Raw genomic sequence first — 13,743 nt, 5'->3', positions numbered from 1 at the left:
TCACTTGTCAGATGTGCGGGCTTCTCCCAGAGTTGCTGCATGCAGGCATGTGAAGAACACCAAAGAAGACTGAAGATTGCGACAGGTGCGCCCCCAAATGTCCAATAATCCTCCCATTATTGAAATTGACCGTTTGGAGCGTTCGGCAACGGTCCATGGGAAGGCGATCTCGATGGGGGACCGGACCTTCGACCTTCTTGTCGCGATTGGCGAAAGCGCACCCGACTTCGCATCCAAAACCGATCTGGCGCAAAGAATCTGGCCCGGAGAAGTGGTCTCGGATGAGCGGCTGACCCAGCGCGTCTCAATGCTTCGCAAAGCGCTGGCAGAATCCGGACTGGCCCAAGCCGAACTGCGCAATGACAGGGGCCGGGGCTATGCTCTTACGGGAGTGCGGATTATTGAGGTCGCATCGGACACAAATACGCCAACCAAGACGAAGTCCCAGGCAAGACTTCTGCTGGCACTCGTCACGATAGCGATTGCGGCCATCATCGTTGTCGCCCTGTATCTGGGCGATGATACTCCGCCTGTGCTCGTTGATCAGGACACCGGAGCAATTCGCATATCATCTTCCGACGGAGAAAAGCTCCCTGAACCGGGGCGCGCTATAATTGAAGGACGAGAAGTCCTTATCGAAACGACATTTACTCCAGCCATTCTCGCAGGATCGCCCGAGGCTTCGCGGGCACTTTGCACCCTGTCGAATGATCTGTCGCTTTTCGTCCTGCCACCAAGCGCCCGACTTGTGGAATCGCTTCAAGTGCTTTCGCAGAGCGGCTCTTGCTCGCAGCTATAGGACAGGGAAAGCGCCAAGCACGCAGCGCATTCAGCTGCCAGTCTCAAGGTGTCGCGCTGTCATCATCCTGATGGAGCGGCGCATCATCTGACCAGCACTCTTCCAGTATCGCCAGGCTGCCTTCCACCCAATTGGCAAGCGGCGTGTCGATATTCGACGTGAAGTACAGTTCATTCCCGCCGTAGCTATCGTAATGCGCGCTCGTTCGCAGGCTGTATTGGACGCCGTCGAGACTCAGGATCACTGACCCATCGGGGCGCACGGGTATGCCGGGCACCAGTACGCGCGGCGGCGCGATCTGGGTCGAGGCGACCACAGCATCGCGCGCGGCGGGGCAGCGCTGCGTATCCGTCCACTGGATCGTGCTCGTCCGGTCATCCTGCGCAATCGATACGCGGCGAAACCAGAATTGCAGCCGCCCTTCTCCGCGCAATACGCCGACTTCCACCGTCACATCGTCACCCACCTGTGATGGATTGCGCGTGAAAGTCATGAAAGGATTGTAGTCGCGCGGGACAAAGTCCTGCGGCGGCGCGGCTGCAAACAGGGCGAGAGACGCGAGGGAAATCAGCATAGCGCAAGGCTACAGCACCCGCGGGCGGGTGGCCATAACGCTTTCACATATGGGAAAATGGAGCGGGCGAGGCGATTCGAACGCCCGACCCCAACCTTGGCAAGGTTGTGCTCTACCCCTGAGCTACGCCCGCTCACTGGCGCTCTACCCGAAGACACGCTCCGGGTGGGGAGCGGCGCAGTTAGCAACGGTTATCACGCCCTGCAAGAGGGAATCTTGCGCTTTTGCGAAAAGTCGGCCCGCCTGCGCCCTGCCCCCTTCACAAAGCGCACAGAAACGCCACATTGCATGCTTACGCGATCACAAGACTTACAGGAGCATCACCTTGGCAAGCATGGGCCTCAATATGGACGAACAGAAGGCAGTCGACCGCTTTCGCAAGCAGGTTGTCGAGCCAAGCCAGACCAAGCTTGTCATCCTTGATTTCTTGGCGGAATGGTGCGGGCCGTGCAAGGCGATTGCCCCGATGCTGGAGAAAGTCGCGGCAGAATATGCCGACAAGGGCGTCATGCTCGCGAAAGTCGATGTCGATGAAGAGAAGTTCATCGCCAGCCAGTTCCAGGTCCAGTCGATCCCCACAATCTATGCCATGTTCCAGGGTCAGCCGGTTGCCGACCTGACGCCGATGCGCAGCGAATCGCAGCTGAAGCAGGCGCTCGACCAATTGCTTGAGCAGCTGCCGGTGCAGGCAGGCGCGCATGATGGCGAAGGTGCGGATCAGATGGCGCAGATGGAAGCGCAAGTCGCGCAAATGATCGAGGCGGGCGAAGCGATGCTGGCCGGCGAAGAGAAAGACAGGGCGCTGGAGCTGTTCACCCAGCTCGCCACGCAGGCGCCACCGCCAATCGCGCAGCGGCCCGATGTCCAGTCGGGATACATCCGCGCGCTGGTGGCCAATGATCAGGCTGATGCCGCCAAAGCGGCGCATGACGCACTGCCCGAAGAGGTCCAAAACGATGCCGCTGTAAAGCAGGCCTATTCGGCGATCGAACTTGCCGGGCAGCAGGTCGATGATACCGAATTGCAAAACTTGCGCGCTGCCGCGGCAGAGCGCCCCGCCGATACAGATGCGCAGCTGGCCTTTGCCGAAGCCGCATTTGCCGCTGGCGAGCGCGATGAAGCGGCCGAAGTACTGCTGCGCGCCATTGAAGGTGGCGGCGAAGAGGGCAATGAAGCGGCCAAGGCCAAGCTGCTGCAGATTTTCGAAGCGGTCGGACTGGAAGATCCGTGGGTCTCGGCCCAGCGCCGCAAACTGTCATTGATCCTGTTCGGATGAGCGAGACAAAACGCCTTTCCATTTTCCCGCTGACCGGGGCGATCCTCTTCCCCGGGCTGCAATTGCCGCTGCACATCTTTGAGCCGCGATACCGCGCCATGGTGGGCGATGCGCTAGCGCGCGATCGCCGCATCGCGATGATCCAGCCCACCGATCCTGTCGACGATGCGCCGCTCTATTCGGTCGGTTGCGTGGGCAAGATCGAAGATGTCGAGACGAGCGAAGATGGGCGCTACAACGTCATCCTGCTCGGCGAATCGCGTTTCCGCATCAAGCATGAGCTGGAAGTGGCAACGCCCTTCCGCCAGGTGGAAGCAGAACTGATCGAAGAGCCAGCGGACGAGTTCCTCTCGCTCGGCGAGCGGGCCAGCCTCGAATACGAAGCGCGCAAATTTGCCGATAGCCAGGGCTACGCGATCGACTGGGATTCGGTGGCTCAGCTCGACGATGTGACGCTGGTAAACGGCATTTCCCAGATCGCACCATTCGACGCCGCCGCCAAGCAGGGCCTGCTCGAAGCCAAGGATTTGCGCGAGCGATGCGACCTGCTCGCGAGCCTGCTGGAATTCTTCGGCAAGGGCGATCCCGATGAGAGCTCGGTGACGCTTCAGTAGTTTGTTTTGCGAAGCCGCATCCGCGGCTTCGTCCTCGCTAGACGCGCAGGCAAGCTGCGCTCGCTGCGGGCGGCCTTTCGGCCTTGCCCTCGGCTTGTCGCCGAGCGTGCTCCACGACACCGATTGAATGGAGCGCTGGGCTCGCGGGCCGAAGGTCAGCGACAGCGAGCGAACGCGAAGCCCGCAGGCGCCGCGCAGGCGGACGAAGCCCGCCGGAGCGAATAGCGCCAAGGACGCGGCCACGGATGTGGCCGCAGGAAATAAACATTTGCCGAGGACGAAGCCGCGTATGCGGCTTCGCAAAACAAGCTACCCTAAATACCAAAACTACCGCGCAAGCCGTCGATCACATATTGCGCGGCGAGCGCGGCCAGCAGCACGCCGAGCAGGCGGGTAATTACCGCCTCCACCTTGTCGCCCAGCAGGCGGATAAGCGGTCCGGCGGCGATGAGCGCGAGCATTGTGATGAACAGCACCGCGACAAGGGCGCCGAGGACTACGAGGCTTTCCTCGATACCTTCCGCTTCGTTCTGCAGCAGCATGATCGCGGCGATGGCGCCGGGGCCGGCGAGCATCGGCATGGCCATGGGGAAGACGGAGACATCCTCCACCTGCGGGGAGGAGGCGACTTTCTCAGCACGCTCCTCGCGGCGCTGGGTGCGCTTTTCGAAGACCATTTCCCACGCGATCCAGAACAGCATCAGCCCGCCTGCGATGCGGAAAGCGTCGAGTTCAATATGCAGCGCGCCGAGCAAATCCTGCCCGAACAGCGCGAAAACCAGCAGGATGATGAGCGCGATAAAACACGCGCGGATCGCCATGTTTCGCGCCTGCGCGGCGGTGGCGGCCTTGGTCAGTCCGGCGTAGATCGGCGCGCAGCCGGGCGGATCGATCACCACGAAAAGGGTGATGAAAGCGGACAGGAAGAGTTCGGTCATGGCCGGTGTCATGCCTAATTCTCCAACGGGAGCGGCGCGGTCCAGCCCAGAGCGCGTTGCACTTCACCGTCCCTGATCCAGTTCACGATCACGCTGCGCTGTCCGCTGGCCGTCTGGAACCAGTCCCAGCGCAAAGTGCGATCTTCGGAAAAGCGCCCGCCGCTTTCGGCCATCGGCATGAGCGGGACGTAGACTTCGGGCTGCTCCTCACCAGCGCGCGGGCAATCCGCAACCATGCCATTGATCGCAGTCAGCCCTGGCACCACGATGGCACCTTCGGGAATGTCGGGGTCCTCTGGCGGAGGCGGCTGCGGGTTATCCTGCGCGCCCATGTCGTAAATCCACTTGTAGCTGCCATCGCCCTGCAATTCCCACACGGTGACATAGCTGCCGACCAGACCTTCGGGGTCCTGGAACCGGCCGAAGGTCACCGCCAGCGTGCCATCGCAGCTGGACCAGACCGTATTCGGGCCCCACACGACAGATTCTTCCGGATCATCCTGCGCGGCGAGCCATGGTGCGGCTTCGATCAGGCCGTTCCGGCCATGCAGCATCGCGCCGGGTGCGGCGGTGGCGGCAAAGGCAGTCCACTGGCCCCTCTCTCTTGCCTGCCGGGCGAACGCGAAATCGGCGGCGGCCACGCGGCCCGGGTCGCCGATCGAACCGATGCGCTCCAGAGTGCGTTCAGCAGCGCGGGATTGGCGGTTGAGCGCCTGTTCGCGCGGAGACGTGCACGCCCCCAGCATGGCGGCGAGCGCGACAGCAGAAACAAGGATTTTTGCGTTCATGATTCGCCCCTGCGCGGGTGCGAAGCGTTTGTCAAAGCCCCTAGGCAAGGCTGCGAATAATCGTGTCGAGAATCTGCAGGCCGATGATCAGCACAAGCGGCGAAAAGTCGATTGCGCCGGTGTCAGGCAGGATACGCCGGATCGGTCGCAGGATCGGATCGAGCAAAGCGTTGATCGAGCGATAGACTTGCATGAGGAAGTCATTGCTCGGGCTCACCACGTTGAACGCAAACAGCAGCCCAATGATGAATTGCACGATGATCAGCATGATAACCGCGCTGGTGATGATGCTGATAATTTCGATGAGAGGCGCCATGAGTTTCCTGTTTCGACCTATGGGGCAGGGACGCGAGAAGCGCCGCCCTGATGATGTCCCTGTCGCTTTATCTAGGGATCGCGAAGCGAAGGCTCAACCCGCGCTGACGAGCGTGCCTGCGCCGCGGCTGGTGAAGAATTCAAGCAGCATCGCATGCGGCACGCGCCCATCGAGCACCACCGCCGCCTCACAGCCAGCCTCCACTGCATCGACGCAGGTTTGCAGCTTCGGGATCATGCCGCCGCTGACCGTGCCATCTTCGCGCAGGCGGGCAATGTCGGCAGGGGTGAGATCAGTCATCAGCGCGCCTTCTTTATCGAGCACGCCGGGTACATCGGTCAGCAGGAACAGCCGTGCGGCTCCCAGCGCTGCCGCGAGCGCGCCCGCCATCGTATCGGCGTTGATATTGTAGGTCTGCCCTTCCCCATCGCTGGCGATCGGCGCGACAATCGGGATCATGCCCGCATCGCTCGCGGTCTTGAGGATGGTCGTATCTACAGCCTTGGGCTCACCGACAAAACCCAGATCGACTGCTTGCTCGATCTGGCTATCAGGATCTTTCACCGTCCGGCTGACTTTCTCGGCGAGGACCATCTTGCCGTCCTTGCCGCTGAGGCCGATCGCCTTGCCGCCTGCCTGATTGACCCAGCCGACCAATTCCTTGTTGATCGCGCCCGACAAGACCATTTCGGCCACTTCGGCAGTCGCCTTGTCGGTAACGCGCAGGCCATCCACGAAAGTGCTTTCAACTCCCAGTTTTGCGAGCATCGCGCCGATCTGCGGGCCGCCGCCGTGCACAACCACCGGGTTGATGCCGACAGCTTTCAACAGAACGATGTCCTGCGCAAAATCCTCTGCCGCAGCGGGATCGCCCATCGCGTGGCCGCCATATTTCACCACAAAGCTGCGCCCGGCGTAGCGTTGGAAATAGGGCAGCGCCTCGATCAGCGTTTCGGCTTTGGCCAGCATGGGATCGGATAGTGTCTCGCTCATGCCGCCACCGCATAAGCCGCATCTGCGCAGAGGGCCAGCTTTTCCGATCCCGGTCCGCGCCTGTGGATTTTAACGGTATACTAACCCACCTCTGCGAATTTTCCCTGAGGTGAGCGCCAAACACGGCTCGCCGTAGATCGTATTCACAGCCTTTGGGGGCATCATGGGTGAGCCAAAAGAAGGACGCGGAGACCGCCGCAAAAGCGGAGATCGGCGCAAAGCGCAACTCCCGTTCGAAGGGCCGGACCGGCGCAAAGGCCGTGATCGTCGCAGCGGCGAAGACCGCCGCGCCACGCCGCGCGTCTATTCGCGGTGATTGATCTAATTGCAGATTGATCTGGGCGCTTATTGATCTGGCCAAGGCCGCCAAGCTGCGGCAGATTGGCCAGCATGAAACGCAAACTCTACAATTCGCTGCTCGAACCGCTCGAGCATGAGCTGGTGCGCATGGCGCGCTGGGCGAAAGCCAATGGCGAGCGCATCTGCGTGTTGCTGGAAGGCCGCGATACAGCAGGCAAAGGCGGCACGATCAAGGCGATTTCCGCTCGCCTCAATCCACGCCAGTGCCGCGTAGTCGCCCTGCCCAAGCCGAGCGATGTCGAGCGCACGCAGTGGTACTTCCAGCGCTATGTTCCGCATCTGCCAGCCGCCGGAGAAATCGTGCTGTTCGATCGCAGCTGGTATAACCGTGCAGGCGTCGAGAAAGTGATGGGGTTTGCCGATGAAGCGCAGGTGGCAAAGTTCCTGCGCGAAGTGCCGACTTTTGAAAAACTGCTGGTCGACGATGGGATCCGACTGTTCAAATATTGGCTCTCCGCCGATCAGGAGCATCAGGAAGAACGCTTCGCCGAGCGGCTAGAAGACCCGCTCAAGCGCTGGAAGCTTTCCCCCATCGATGTGGCGAGCCGCACCAAGTTTGCCGAATACACCGCAGCGCGCGAATCGATGTTTGCCGCCACGCATACCGAGCATGCGCCGTGGACCGTCGTCGATTACAACGACCAGAAGCACGGGCGGCTGACACTGATCCGCAATCTGCTGGACAGGCTCCCCGATACCCATGTGCCGGACGAGGAGCTGGAGTGGCCCGACCTCGGCCACGAACCTCTCGGCGAAGAGCATGGCCTGCTTCACCCCATCGCTCCATTTCCGCTGGAGGACTGAGCGCTGTTCCGCAAAGCGGGCACACCTCCGCGCTTCGATGCGAAATGGCAGGATCGGCGGCGCAGGAAGCACTTCTGGCGGCGGTTGCGCTGGCCATTGCTTATCGTGATCATAGTCGCCGCAGCCTGGGCCTACGATCGATTTGGATATCGGTCAGCGGACTGGGACACGGTCGATTACGATTGGAGCGAATGCGGCAGTGGAAGCGGGGCCGCCTGCGTCATCGATGGCGATACGCTGATGATTGGCGACAGGCGTATTCGCCTGACGGGCTTCGACACCCCCGAACGCGACGGTGCCTGCGAAGCCGAACGGCAACTCGCGTCCGTTGCGCGCTACGAGCTGACACGTTGGCTCAATCGCGGCCCCTTCGAAATGGACGGCGGAGCAGAGCCGCCACGCGATCAATATGGCCGCGAACTGCGCAGCGCACGCCGCGCAGGCGAGGATGTGGCCGATTACATGGTGGCACGCAATCTCGCCCGGCGCAGCGGCTTTGACAGGGACTGGTGCGCGAGCGAATCCTGAGCCCTGAGGCGATTACTCTTCCGCAGCGCCGCCTTCGATATCTTCGGGCACTTCATCCTGCGGGACATTGGTCATTTCGGTCTCGGGAATATTGACCGGAACCGCGTCAGGATCGGGGTCCGCCACCTGCAATTCGCTGCCGCTCAGATCTTCTGCATCGGCCTCATAAGTGGTTTCTTCTTCCGCCTCACCGCAAGCTGCCAGAGGCAGCGCAAGGGCCGCGAGGGCGATTGCACTTTTGCTCAAGCTGGTCATTCTACCTTCTCCTTTTTTAACGGATCGCAATGCGCAAGGGCATAGCACTCTTGCCGATAAAAGCAGATTCAGCCCTCGTCAGTTCCCGCAACTTCTTCCCGGCGAGGCTCCGCCGGTGCAGATGGCAGCGTGGCCTTAAGCAGGAGGAAGCCTGCAATGGCTGCAATCAGAGATCCGGACAGGACACCGATCTTCACCGCGTCAATCTGCGCAGGGTCAGCAAAAGCAAGGTTGCCGATAAACAGGCTCATGGTGAAGCCGATGGCGGCGAGCAGCGAAACCGCGTGCACCTGCTTCCACCCGACATTCTCGGGCAGCGTTGCGATACCGGTTTTCACCGCGGCCCAGGCAAATCCCACAATGCCGATCTGCTTGCCGATCAGCAGGCCGAGCGCAATGCCGAGCGGCAGCGGCGCGAGCAGAGTGTCGAGGCCGACACCGCTGAGCGAGACGCCAGCATTGGCGAAGCCGAAGATCGGGATCACCAGGAATGCGACATAGGGGTGCAGGGCATGCTCCATCCGCTCCAGCGGGCGCGAGCCGTCTTTCGCCTGCACCGGGACGCACATCGCCGCAGCAACCCCCGCCAGTGTCGCATGGACGCCCGACTTCAACACGAAGACCCAGAGAACAATACCAAGAATGACGTAGGGAATGCTGGAGCCGACTTTCGCGCGACCGAATGCGGCGAGCACTGCGAGCGTAATCGCTCCGCCGATCAGCATATTAATGTCGGTTTCGGCAGTATAGAACAGGGCGATGATCGCGATCGCGCCAATGTCGTCGATCACTGCAATCGCCAACAAAAGCGCTTTCAGCGCAACCGGCACGCGCGGGCCGAGTAGCGAGAGGATGCCCAGCGCAAAGGCGATATCGGTCGCCGCCGGGATCGCCCAGCCGGAGAGGTTTTCAGGGCTACCCGTATTGAAAGCGATGAAGATGGCTGCCGGGATCGCCATGCCGCCCACGGCAGCGGCAAGCGGCAGGCTGGCCTTGTTCCAGCTGTTGAGCTGGCCGACCAGCGCCTCGCGCTTCACCTCCAGCCCGACCAGGAAGAAGAACACCGCCATCAGCCCGTCATTGATCCACAGCAGCAAAGGCTTGTCGATCATTGCCGAGCCAATGCCTGCCACCACGGGGATTTGCAGCGCGCTGAAATAGCCCTCGGCCAGCGCCGAATTGGCAATCACCAGCGCGAGTGCAGCCGCAACGATCAGGGTTATGCCGCCGGCGCTTTCCTTCTTCAGGAAATCGGTGAGCATGGGAGCGACTTTGCTAATCATGGTTTCGTCTCGTCAGCGGATCGGGTGGCGGGTGGCAGCAGATGACAGGTGCGAGGAGCGGAACGGTCGCAGCCGTTGGATGGGGAGGGGAAGTGGACACGCCGCTTCCGCCCCGCCCCTCGCCGAGGCTCAGCCTCGAGAAGTGGCCAGCACGTGGCTTGGCGTCAGGCGGACCAGATGGTCTTTCACGCGCAGCTTGCGGCGTTTGAGCGCCATCACTTTCAGCTGATCGGGCAATCGCCGCATGGTCTCCATGCGCAGCGCTGCATCCAGCTTCTGGTGAAGCTCGGTGAGTTTGTAGAAACGGGCCGTCATCCAAATTCTCCCAAAATACGGGTTGAAGATGATCGGTCAGCTTTTGCCGTGTTGTGTGGGGAGAAGCGCCCGGCTCTCCGTTCAAACACGCATCGGCTGTCCGATGCGGTCCGACATCACAAGCGCAAATGAGACGCTTGCCAGAGGGGCCCGGTCCGCATGATGTAAATGTATATCATCGCGATTGGTTTCAAGCAGAATCGCATTTTTTGCATTCGGATGCAGTTGCGATGCCCCTTTCCACCCGCCTTGCCACCGCGTAGACTTGCTGAAACAGCTTTTCTTGGAAGGGGATACCATGGACGAGACTTCGCAATCGCAGACGGCCAGCACGCCGCAGGACAACTCGCTCAACATGCAGCGGCCGGTGATCATTTCGATCCTGTATCTTGCCAATTTCGTGCTGGGGTTCTCCGTCTTCATCGGCGTGATCCTCGCCTATGTCTGGCGCGGGGAAGAGCGGACGAGCGAATGGGAAAAGACCCATTTCACCTATCTCATCCGCACGTTCTGGATCGGATTTGTCGTCACCCTCGTGTTCTTCTTCGGGATGTTCTTTACGATCTTCGCCACGACATGGGCATTCGATGGAGGGCCGACGACCGGTGCGCCGCGTGGCGGGTTCTTCCTCCTGATGCTGTTCGGCATGCTCCTCTTTTTCGCGATGTCGGCATGGTTCGCCATCCGCAGCATCCTCTCCCTGGTAAAGGCAGGCGAGCGCCGCCCGATGCCCAACCCCAAGGCCCTGTTGTTCTGATGCGCACCTCTGCACTCCTCCTCGCCCCCGCCGCGCTTGCGCTGAGCAGCTGTGCGAGCACTTCGGATGTCCCCGCCCTTCCCGCTTCGCAGGAGGCGTTCTGGAATGCGCTCTCCAGCCATTGCGGCAGCGCTTACGAAGGCGGCCTTGCCAGCAGTGACGAGCGCGATGCCGACTGGGAAGGCAAGCGGATGATCGCGCATTGGGCTGAGTGTTCGGACACCCGCATCGCCATTGCCTTCCATGTGGAGGACGATGCCTATCCCGGTGGCTGGAACCGCAGCCGCACCTGGCTCGTCACCCGCACCGAAGAGGGCCTGCGCCTCAAGCACGATCACCGGCATGAGGACGGCAGCGAGGACGTGCTGACCCAGTATGGCGGCGACACGCTGTCCACCGGCACGGCGCGGGTGCAGGACTTCCCCGTCGATGCCTACTCCATCGCCCTGTTCGAGCGCGAGGGCCTCACCGCCTCGCTCACCAATGTCTGGCGGATCGAGGTCGACGATGCAGACGCGCCCGGCGCCCGCTTCACCTACCAGCTCACCCGCCGCAACGATCCCACCCGCCTGTTCCGCGTGGAGTTCGATGCAAGCGACCCGGTAGAGCCGCCCCCGCCCGCCTGGGGTTGGTAAACTGGGGGCTGGTGACTTGGGGGCTGGTAGCCCGCACCCACCTGAGCACGTCAGGCGTTCGAGCGCGCCGCGGTCACCATGGCGGTCAGCTCGTCGAGCAGTTTGAGACGCTGCTTCTTCAGGCTTTCGGCCCGCTCGTCGCTCGCCGCTTCGGTTTCCGCCTCGATCCGGTGCACCTCGCGATTGACCGCGTGATAGTCCTCCGCCAGCCGCGCGAAATGGCCATCCTCGGTTTTGAGCCGGGTGACGAGATCGCGATCGCGCTTGAAGATCGTGGTCAGTTCGTTGGGTGTGTGCTGCGACATTTGGCATCCTTCCTGTGGTTGATGATGCCAAGTGTAGGGCGATAGCGCGCGGCGCTCTTTGCGCTGGATCAAACTGGCGTGGGCGGTGCGCGAGGGTGGAACACAGATCGCAAGTGTAAGACACGCGTCCCTCAGCCATAATGCACCCCCGGCCTGTCGCATTGGGCGAGCAATTGCAGCATCGCATTGTCGTCATTCTTGCGCAGAATCCTGCGGAATTTCCCGCGCCGCATCACGACCTGCACCAGCCCCGTGTGGAAGCGATAGGCGGCCGAGAGACCCGTGGACTTTGCCGAGGCGCGATTGACCCCGCTCACCCGCTTGCCCAGCGCCACATCCCAGGCATTGGCAAACCCCGCCGCGCCTGCCCGGCGGCGCAGTCGATAGGCACTGGTCACGTCCATCCCGACCCGCCGCGCGGCCTCCGCCACACAGAGCGTCTGCGCAAGATAACCGATAAACGCGCCCTGCCTGTCGGGCGTCCACCCGTCCTTGCGTGCGCGCACGGGCACGGGGTGGAACGCCGGAATGCGGCGGCGGGGTTTCGGGTGGCGAGGTGATGTGGCGCTGCTCATGCGCCGGAGGGTGGGAGCTTGTTTGGGATGTAGGAAAGGGGTTAGGAAGGAAAGAAAGCAAAAGTGTAATTCTAATTCGATTCCAATCGACTACGGAGATCTTATGGACGACGAAAACCTGCAAGCCGCACTTCGACCGCTCCAAAAGATCAAGGTTGAAGACAAAATCATAGAAAACACGCTTCCAGATGGGTTTACCGACAAATACGAATTCCGAAGTTTCCGCAATGCCGCTACGCTTGCACGGTCAGCACACCCTGTACTCTTTCAAGAGTTGTTGGATGTCCTGCTTCCATTTGAAATTGAAATGCGGGATATCTTGGAAGGCGGGGGAAATAAATCGCGTATAGCTAAAAAATTGGAAGGGCTCCTGCATCCACTAGGCTGGAATGAAACAAGAATATCAGCCGATCTTCTCGTTAAGAAATCGGCCAAGGTCCTCAACAAGAAGAATAGCAAATCAAAGTTTCTGACGTCTCAAGACCAATCCGTCCTAGAAAATTTTTTGGACGGCCATCAAATCGACTTCGTGAAAGGGCGAGTCGCATTTGATCTTGAATGGAACAGCAAGGATCAGACCTTTGATCGTGACCTTTATGCAATGCGCATGTTCTACGAGTGCGGCATCATCGATGTCGGAATAATTTTAACTCGTTCAACTAACTTATCTGCGATGTTCGCTGACATAGGTTCACGCATCAGTACCAACGCTGACAAAAAGAAATCGTTCAAAGACAAATACGGTGCGAGCACTACTTGGATGGGTAAGTTGGACTACCGAGTGAATGCCGGGAGATCTGGAGGATGCCCGATTCTCGCGCTTGGCTTTCGAGAGCCCATCTTTACGGAACTCAAGCAATGGAGGGCGAAAAACCCGGTCGTCGATGACAGCATCAAGGCAGACGATCTCTTCGACGAGGAATCAGATCACTAAATAGCGGCCTATTCAGCTGGTGCGGCGCTATTGTAGCCGTAGGTCTTCCAATTAGGCTCATAGCTTTCGTCAGCCTGATTACCCCAAACCGTCCAGTCTTTACGCGCCCCACGACTAAAAAGTTCGATACGCGGCCCCCAACTGCAACCCTCTATGATAGGATACTGCTCGTCAGGTTTGCGCGAGTGCTCACGCTTGCGGCTGCGAATGATGTTCACTTGCCGACGCCCGGGTGCAAGGGTCCGTGCATTCTTCCCGCGAACGCCAAATAAAAGAACTTCGGTAACATTGCGGAAATAGAAACCCACACCGCGCCCGTCAGGCCCACCATCCTTGCGGACCTTCTCCCAAATGATGTTGGAAACGTAGCGAAAACCCCATTCTTCCATCACGCGCAAACCATCCGGGAGAAGGGCGTTTGGCACCCAAAGATACAGATGCGCAGGATCATCAGCTATCTCTGACACCGGCAATTCGCAGATTTCGTCAAGCGTCATCGTACCATAGCGGTTCAGGCGCTTGTGCTCTGGCGCCACCTTCCCGGTGCGATTCTGAAATTGCCAAGGAGGATCGGCGAGGATCGTTCCAAATTGCTGACTACCGGCGGTCTCCAGCAGCGACATTCCGGCAGAACTATGGCCATTCGGGTCGAGCATTTGATCCTCCGCTTGTAGAACAAAACGAGATCTGAATC

General features: G+C 60.4%; 20 protein-coding genes and 1 tRNA gene. 9 read left to right on the top strand and 12 right to left on the bottom strand.

Features of this window, described 5'->3' with window-relative positions; translation table 11 throughout:
• Positions 1–97: 97 nt before the first annotated feature.
• Positions 98–799, top strand: a complete 702-nt coding sequence (locus O2N64_RS06020; RefSeq protein WP_271079374.1) for a winged helix-turn-helix domain-containing protein — start codon at positions 98–100, stop codon at positions 797–799.
• 43 nt (positions 800–842) lie between these two features.
• On the opposite strand, the gene O2N64_RS06015 is transcribed toward O2N64_RS06020, so the two are convergent.
• The gene (locus O2N64_RS06015; protein ID WP_271079373.1) at positions 843–1,373 is read right to left on the bottom strand and encodes a hypothetical protein; all 531 of its coding nucleotides are present in this window, start codon (positions 1,371–1,373) and stop codon (positions 843–845) included.
• 58 nt (positions 1,374–1,431) lie between these two features.
• A tRNA-Gly gene (locus tag O2N64_RS06010) sits at positions 1,432–1,506 on the bottom strand.
• 213 nt (positions 1,507–1,719) lie between these two features.
• Here O2N64_RS06010 and O2N64_RS06005 point away from each other — a divergent pair.
• A complete protein-coding gene (locus O2N64_RS06005; protein WP_271079372.1) occupies positions 1,720–2,649 on the top strand; it encodes a tetratricopeptide repeat protein in 930 nt (309 codons plus the stop codon).
• A complete protein-coding gene (locus O2N64_RS06000) occupies positions 2,646–3,263 on the top strand; it encodes an LON peptidase substrate-binding domain-containing protein (protein ID WP_271079371.1) in 618 nt (205 codons plus the stop codon). The genes O2N64_RS06005 and O2N64_RS06000 overlap by 4 nt, the downstream gene beginning before the upstream one ends.
• A gap of 314 nt (positions 3,264–3,577) precedes the next feature.
• On the opposite strand, the gene O2N64_RS05995 is transcribed toward O2N64_RS06000, so the two are convergent.
• The 4 genes from O2N64_RS05995 to argB all read right to left on the bottom strand — a co-directional run bounded on the left by O2N64_RS05995 (position 3,578) and on the right by argB (position 6,298).
• Positions 3,578–4,201 carry a MarC family protein gene (locus tag O2N64_RS05995; protein ID WP_271079370.1) on the bottom strand — a complete coding sequence of 208 codons (624 nt, stop codon included), beginning with the start codon at positions 4,199–4,201 and terminating at the stop codon, positions 3,578–3,580.
• A gap of 14 nt (positions 4,202–4,215) precedes the next feature.
• Complete coding sequence (locus O2N64_RS05990) at positions 4,216–4,989, bottom strand: hypothetical protein (protein ID WP_271079369.1); 774 nt, start codon at positions 4,987–4,989, stop codon at positions 4,216–4,218.
• Positions 4,990–5,029: 40 nt separating this feature from the next.
• Positions 5,030–5,305 carry a YggT family protein gene (locus O2N64_RS05985; protein ID WP_271079368.1) on the bottom strand — a complete coding sequence of 92 codons (276 nt, stop codon included), beginning with the start codon at positions 5,303–5,305 and terminating at the stop codon, positions 5,030–5,032.
• A gap of 93 nt (positions 5,306–5,398) precedes the next feature.
• Positions 5,399–6,298: an acetylglutamate kinase gene (gene argB / locus O2N64_RS05980; protein WP_271079367.1), complete on the bottom strand. Its 900-nt coding sequence runs from the start codon at positions 6,296–6,298 to the stop codon at positions 5,399–5,401.
• 163 nt (positions 6,299–6,461) lie between these two features.
• Here argB and O2N64_RS05975 point away from each other — a divergent pair, with 163 nt between their 5' ends.
• From O2N64_RS05975 to O2N64_RS05965, 3 genes are all read left to right on the top strand, one after another.
• Positions 6,462–6,614 (top strand): hypothetical protein, encoded by a 153-nt coding sequence (locus O2N64_RS05975; RefSeq protein ID WP_271079366.1) that lies wholly within the window; start codon positions 6,462–6,464, stop codon positions 6,612–6,614.
• 74 nt (positions 6,615–6,688) lie between these two features.
• Entirely contained in the window at positions 6,689–7,462 is a 774-nt protein-coding gene (gene ppk2, locus O2N64_RS05970; RefSeq protein ID WP_271079365.1) for a polyphosphate kinase 2, read from the top strand.
• 105 nt (positions 7,463–7,567) lie between these two features.
• Positions 7,568–7,990, top strand: coding sequence for a thermonuclease family protein (locus O2N64_RS05965; RefSeq protein WP_271079364.1), 423 nt, complete (start codon positions 7,568–7,570; stop codon positions 7,988–7,990).
• 12 nt (positions 7,991–8,002) lie between these two features.
• Here the strand turns inward: O2N64_RS05965 and O2N64_RS05960 are convergent, their stop codons facing one another.
• From O2N64_RS05960 to O2N64_RS05950, 3 genes are all read right to left on the bottom strand, one after another.
• Entirely contained in the window at positions 8,003–8,245 is a 243-nt protein-coding gene (locus O2N64_RS05960) for a hypothetical protein (RefSeq protein WP_271079363.1), read from the bottom strand.
• A gap of 68 nt (positions 8,246–8,313) precedes the next feature.
• Complete coding sequence (gene nhaA / locus O2N64_RS05955) at positions 8,314–9,528, bottom strand: Na+/H+ antiporter NhaA (RefSeq protein WP_271079362.1); 1,215 nt, start codon at positions 9,526–9,528, stop codon at positions 8,314–8,316.
• Positions 9,529–9,657: 129 nt separating this feature from the next.
• Positions 9,658–9,843, bottom strand: coding sequence for a YdcH family protein (locus O2N64_RS05950; protein WP_271079361.1), 186 nt, complete (start codon positions 9,841–9,843; stop codon positions 9,658–9,660).
• A gap of 298 nt (positions 9,844–10,141) precedes the next feature.
• On the opposite strand from O2N64_RS05950, the gene O2N64_RS05945 reads away from it, so the two are divergent.
• Both O2N64_RS05945 and O2N64_RS05940 read left to right on the top strand, forming a co-directional pair.
• Positions 10,142–10,600 carry a DUF4870 family protein gene (locus tag O2N64_RS05945; protein WP_271079360.1) on the top strand — a complete coding sequence of 153 codons (459 nt, stop codon included), beginning with the start codon at positions 10,142–10,144 and terminating at the stop codon, positions 10,598–10,600.
• Positions 10,600–11,235: a hypothetical protein gene (locus tag O2N64_RS05940; RefSeq protein WP_271079359.1), complete on the top strand. Its 636-nt coding sequence runs from the start codon at positions 10,600–10,602 to the stop codon at positions 11,233–11,235. Before O2N64_RS05945 ends, O2N64_RS05940 begins: the two co-directional genes overlap by 1 nt.
• 50 nt (positions 11,236–11,285) lie before the next feature.
• Here the strand turns inward: O2N64_RS05940 and O2N64_RS05935 are convergent, their stop codons facing one another.
• Both O2N64_RS05935 and O2N64_RS05930 read right to left on the bottom strand, forming a co-directional pair.
• Entirely contained in the window at positions 11,286–11,540 is a 255-nt protein-coding gene (locus O2N64_RS05935; RefSeq protein WP_271079358.1) for a YdcH family protein, read from the bottom strand.
• Between the two features lie 131 nt (positions 11,541–11,671).
• Positions 11,672–12,115 carry a hypothetical protein gene (locus O2N64_RS05930; protein WP_271079357.1) on the bottom strand — a complete coding sequence of 148 codons (444 nt, stop codon included), beginning with the start codon at positions 12,113–12,115 and terminating at the stop codon, positions 11,672–11,674.
• A gap of 103 nt (positions 12,116–12,218) precedes the next feature.
• Between O2N64_RS05930 and O2N64_RS05925 the strand changes: the two genes are divergently transcribed.
• Positions 12,219–13,049 (top strand): BglII/BstYI family type II restriction endonuclease, encoded by an 831-nt coding sequence (locus tag O2N64_RS05925; RefSeq protein ID WP_271079356.1) that lies wholly within the window; start codon positions 12,219–12,221, stop codon positions 13,047–13,049.
• Positions 13,050–13,057: 8 nt separating this feature from the next.
• Here the strand turns inward: O2N64_RS05925 and O2N64_RS05920 are convergent, their stop codons facing one another.
• Positions 13,058–13,705 carry an MT-A70 family methyltransferase gene (locus O2N64_RS05920; RefSeq protein ID WP_271079355.1) on the bottom strand — a complete coding sequence of 216 codons (648 nt, stop codon included), beginning with the start codon at positions 13,703–13,705 and terminating at the stop codon, positions 13,058–13,060.
• Positions 13,706–13,743 lie beyond the last annotated feature (38 nt).

The sequence above is a fragment of the Aurantiacibacter sp. MUD61 genome, assembly GCF_027912455.1.
Taxonomy (GTDB): Bacteria; Pseudomonadota; Alphaproteobacteria; order Sphingomonadales; family Sphingomonadaceae; genus Alteraurantiacibacter.
The sequence above is the reverse complement of the archived record's forward strand: the minus strand, read 5'-3'. Positions and strand labels throughout refer to the sequence as shown.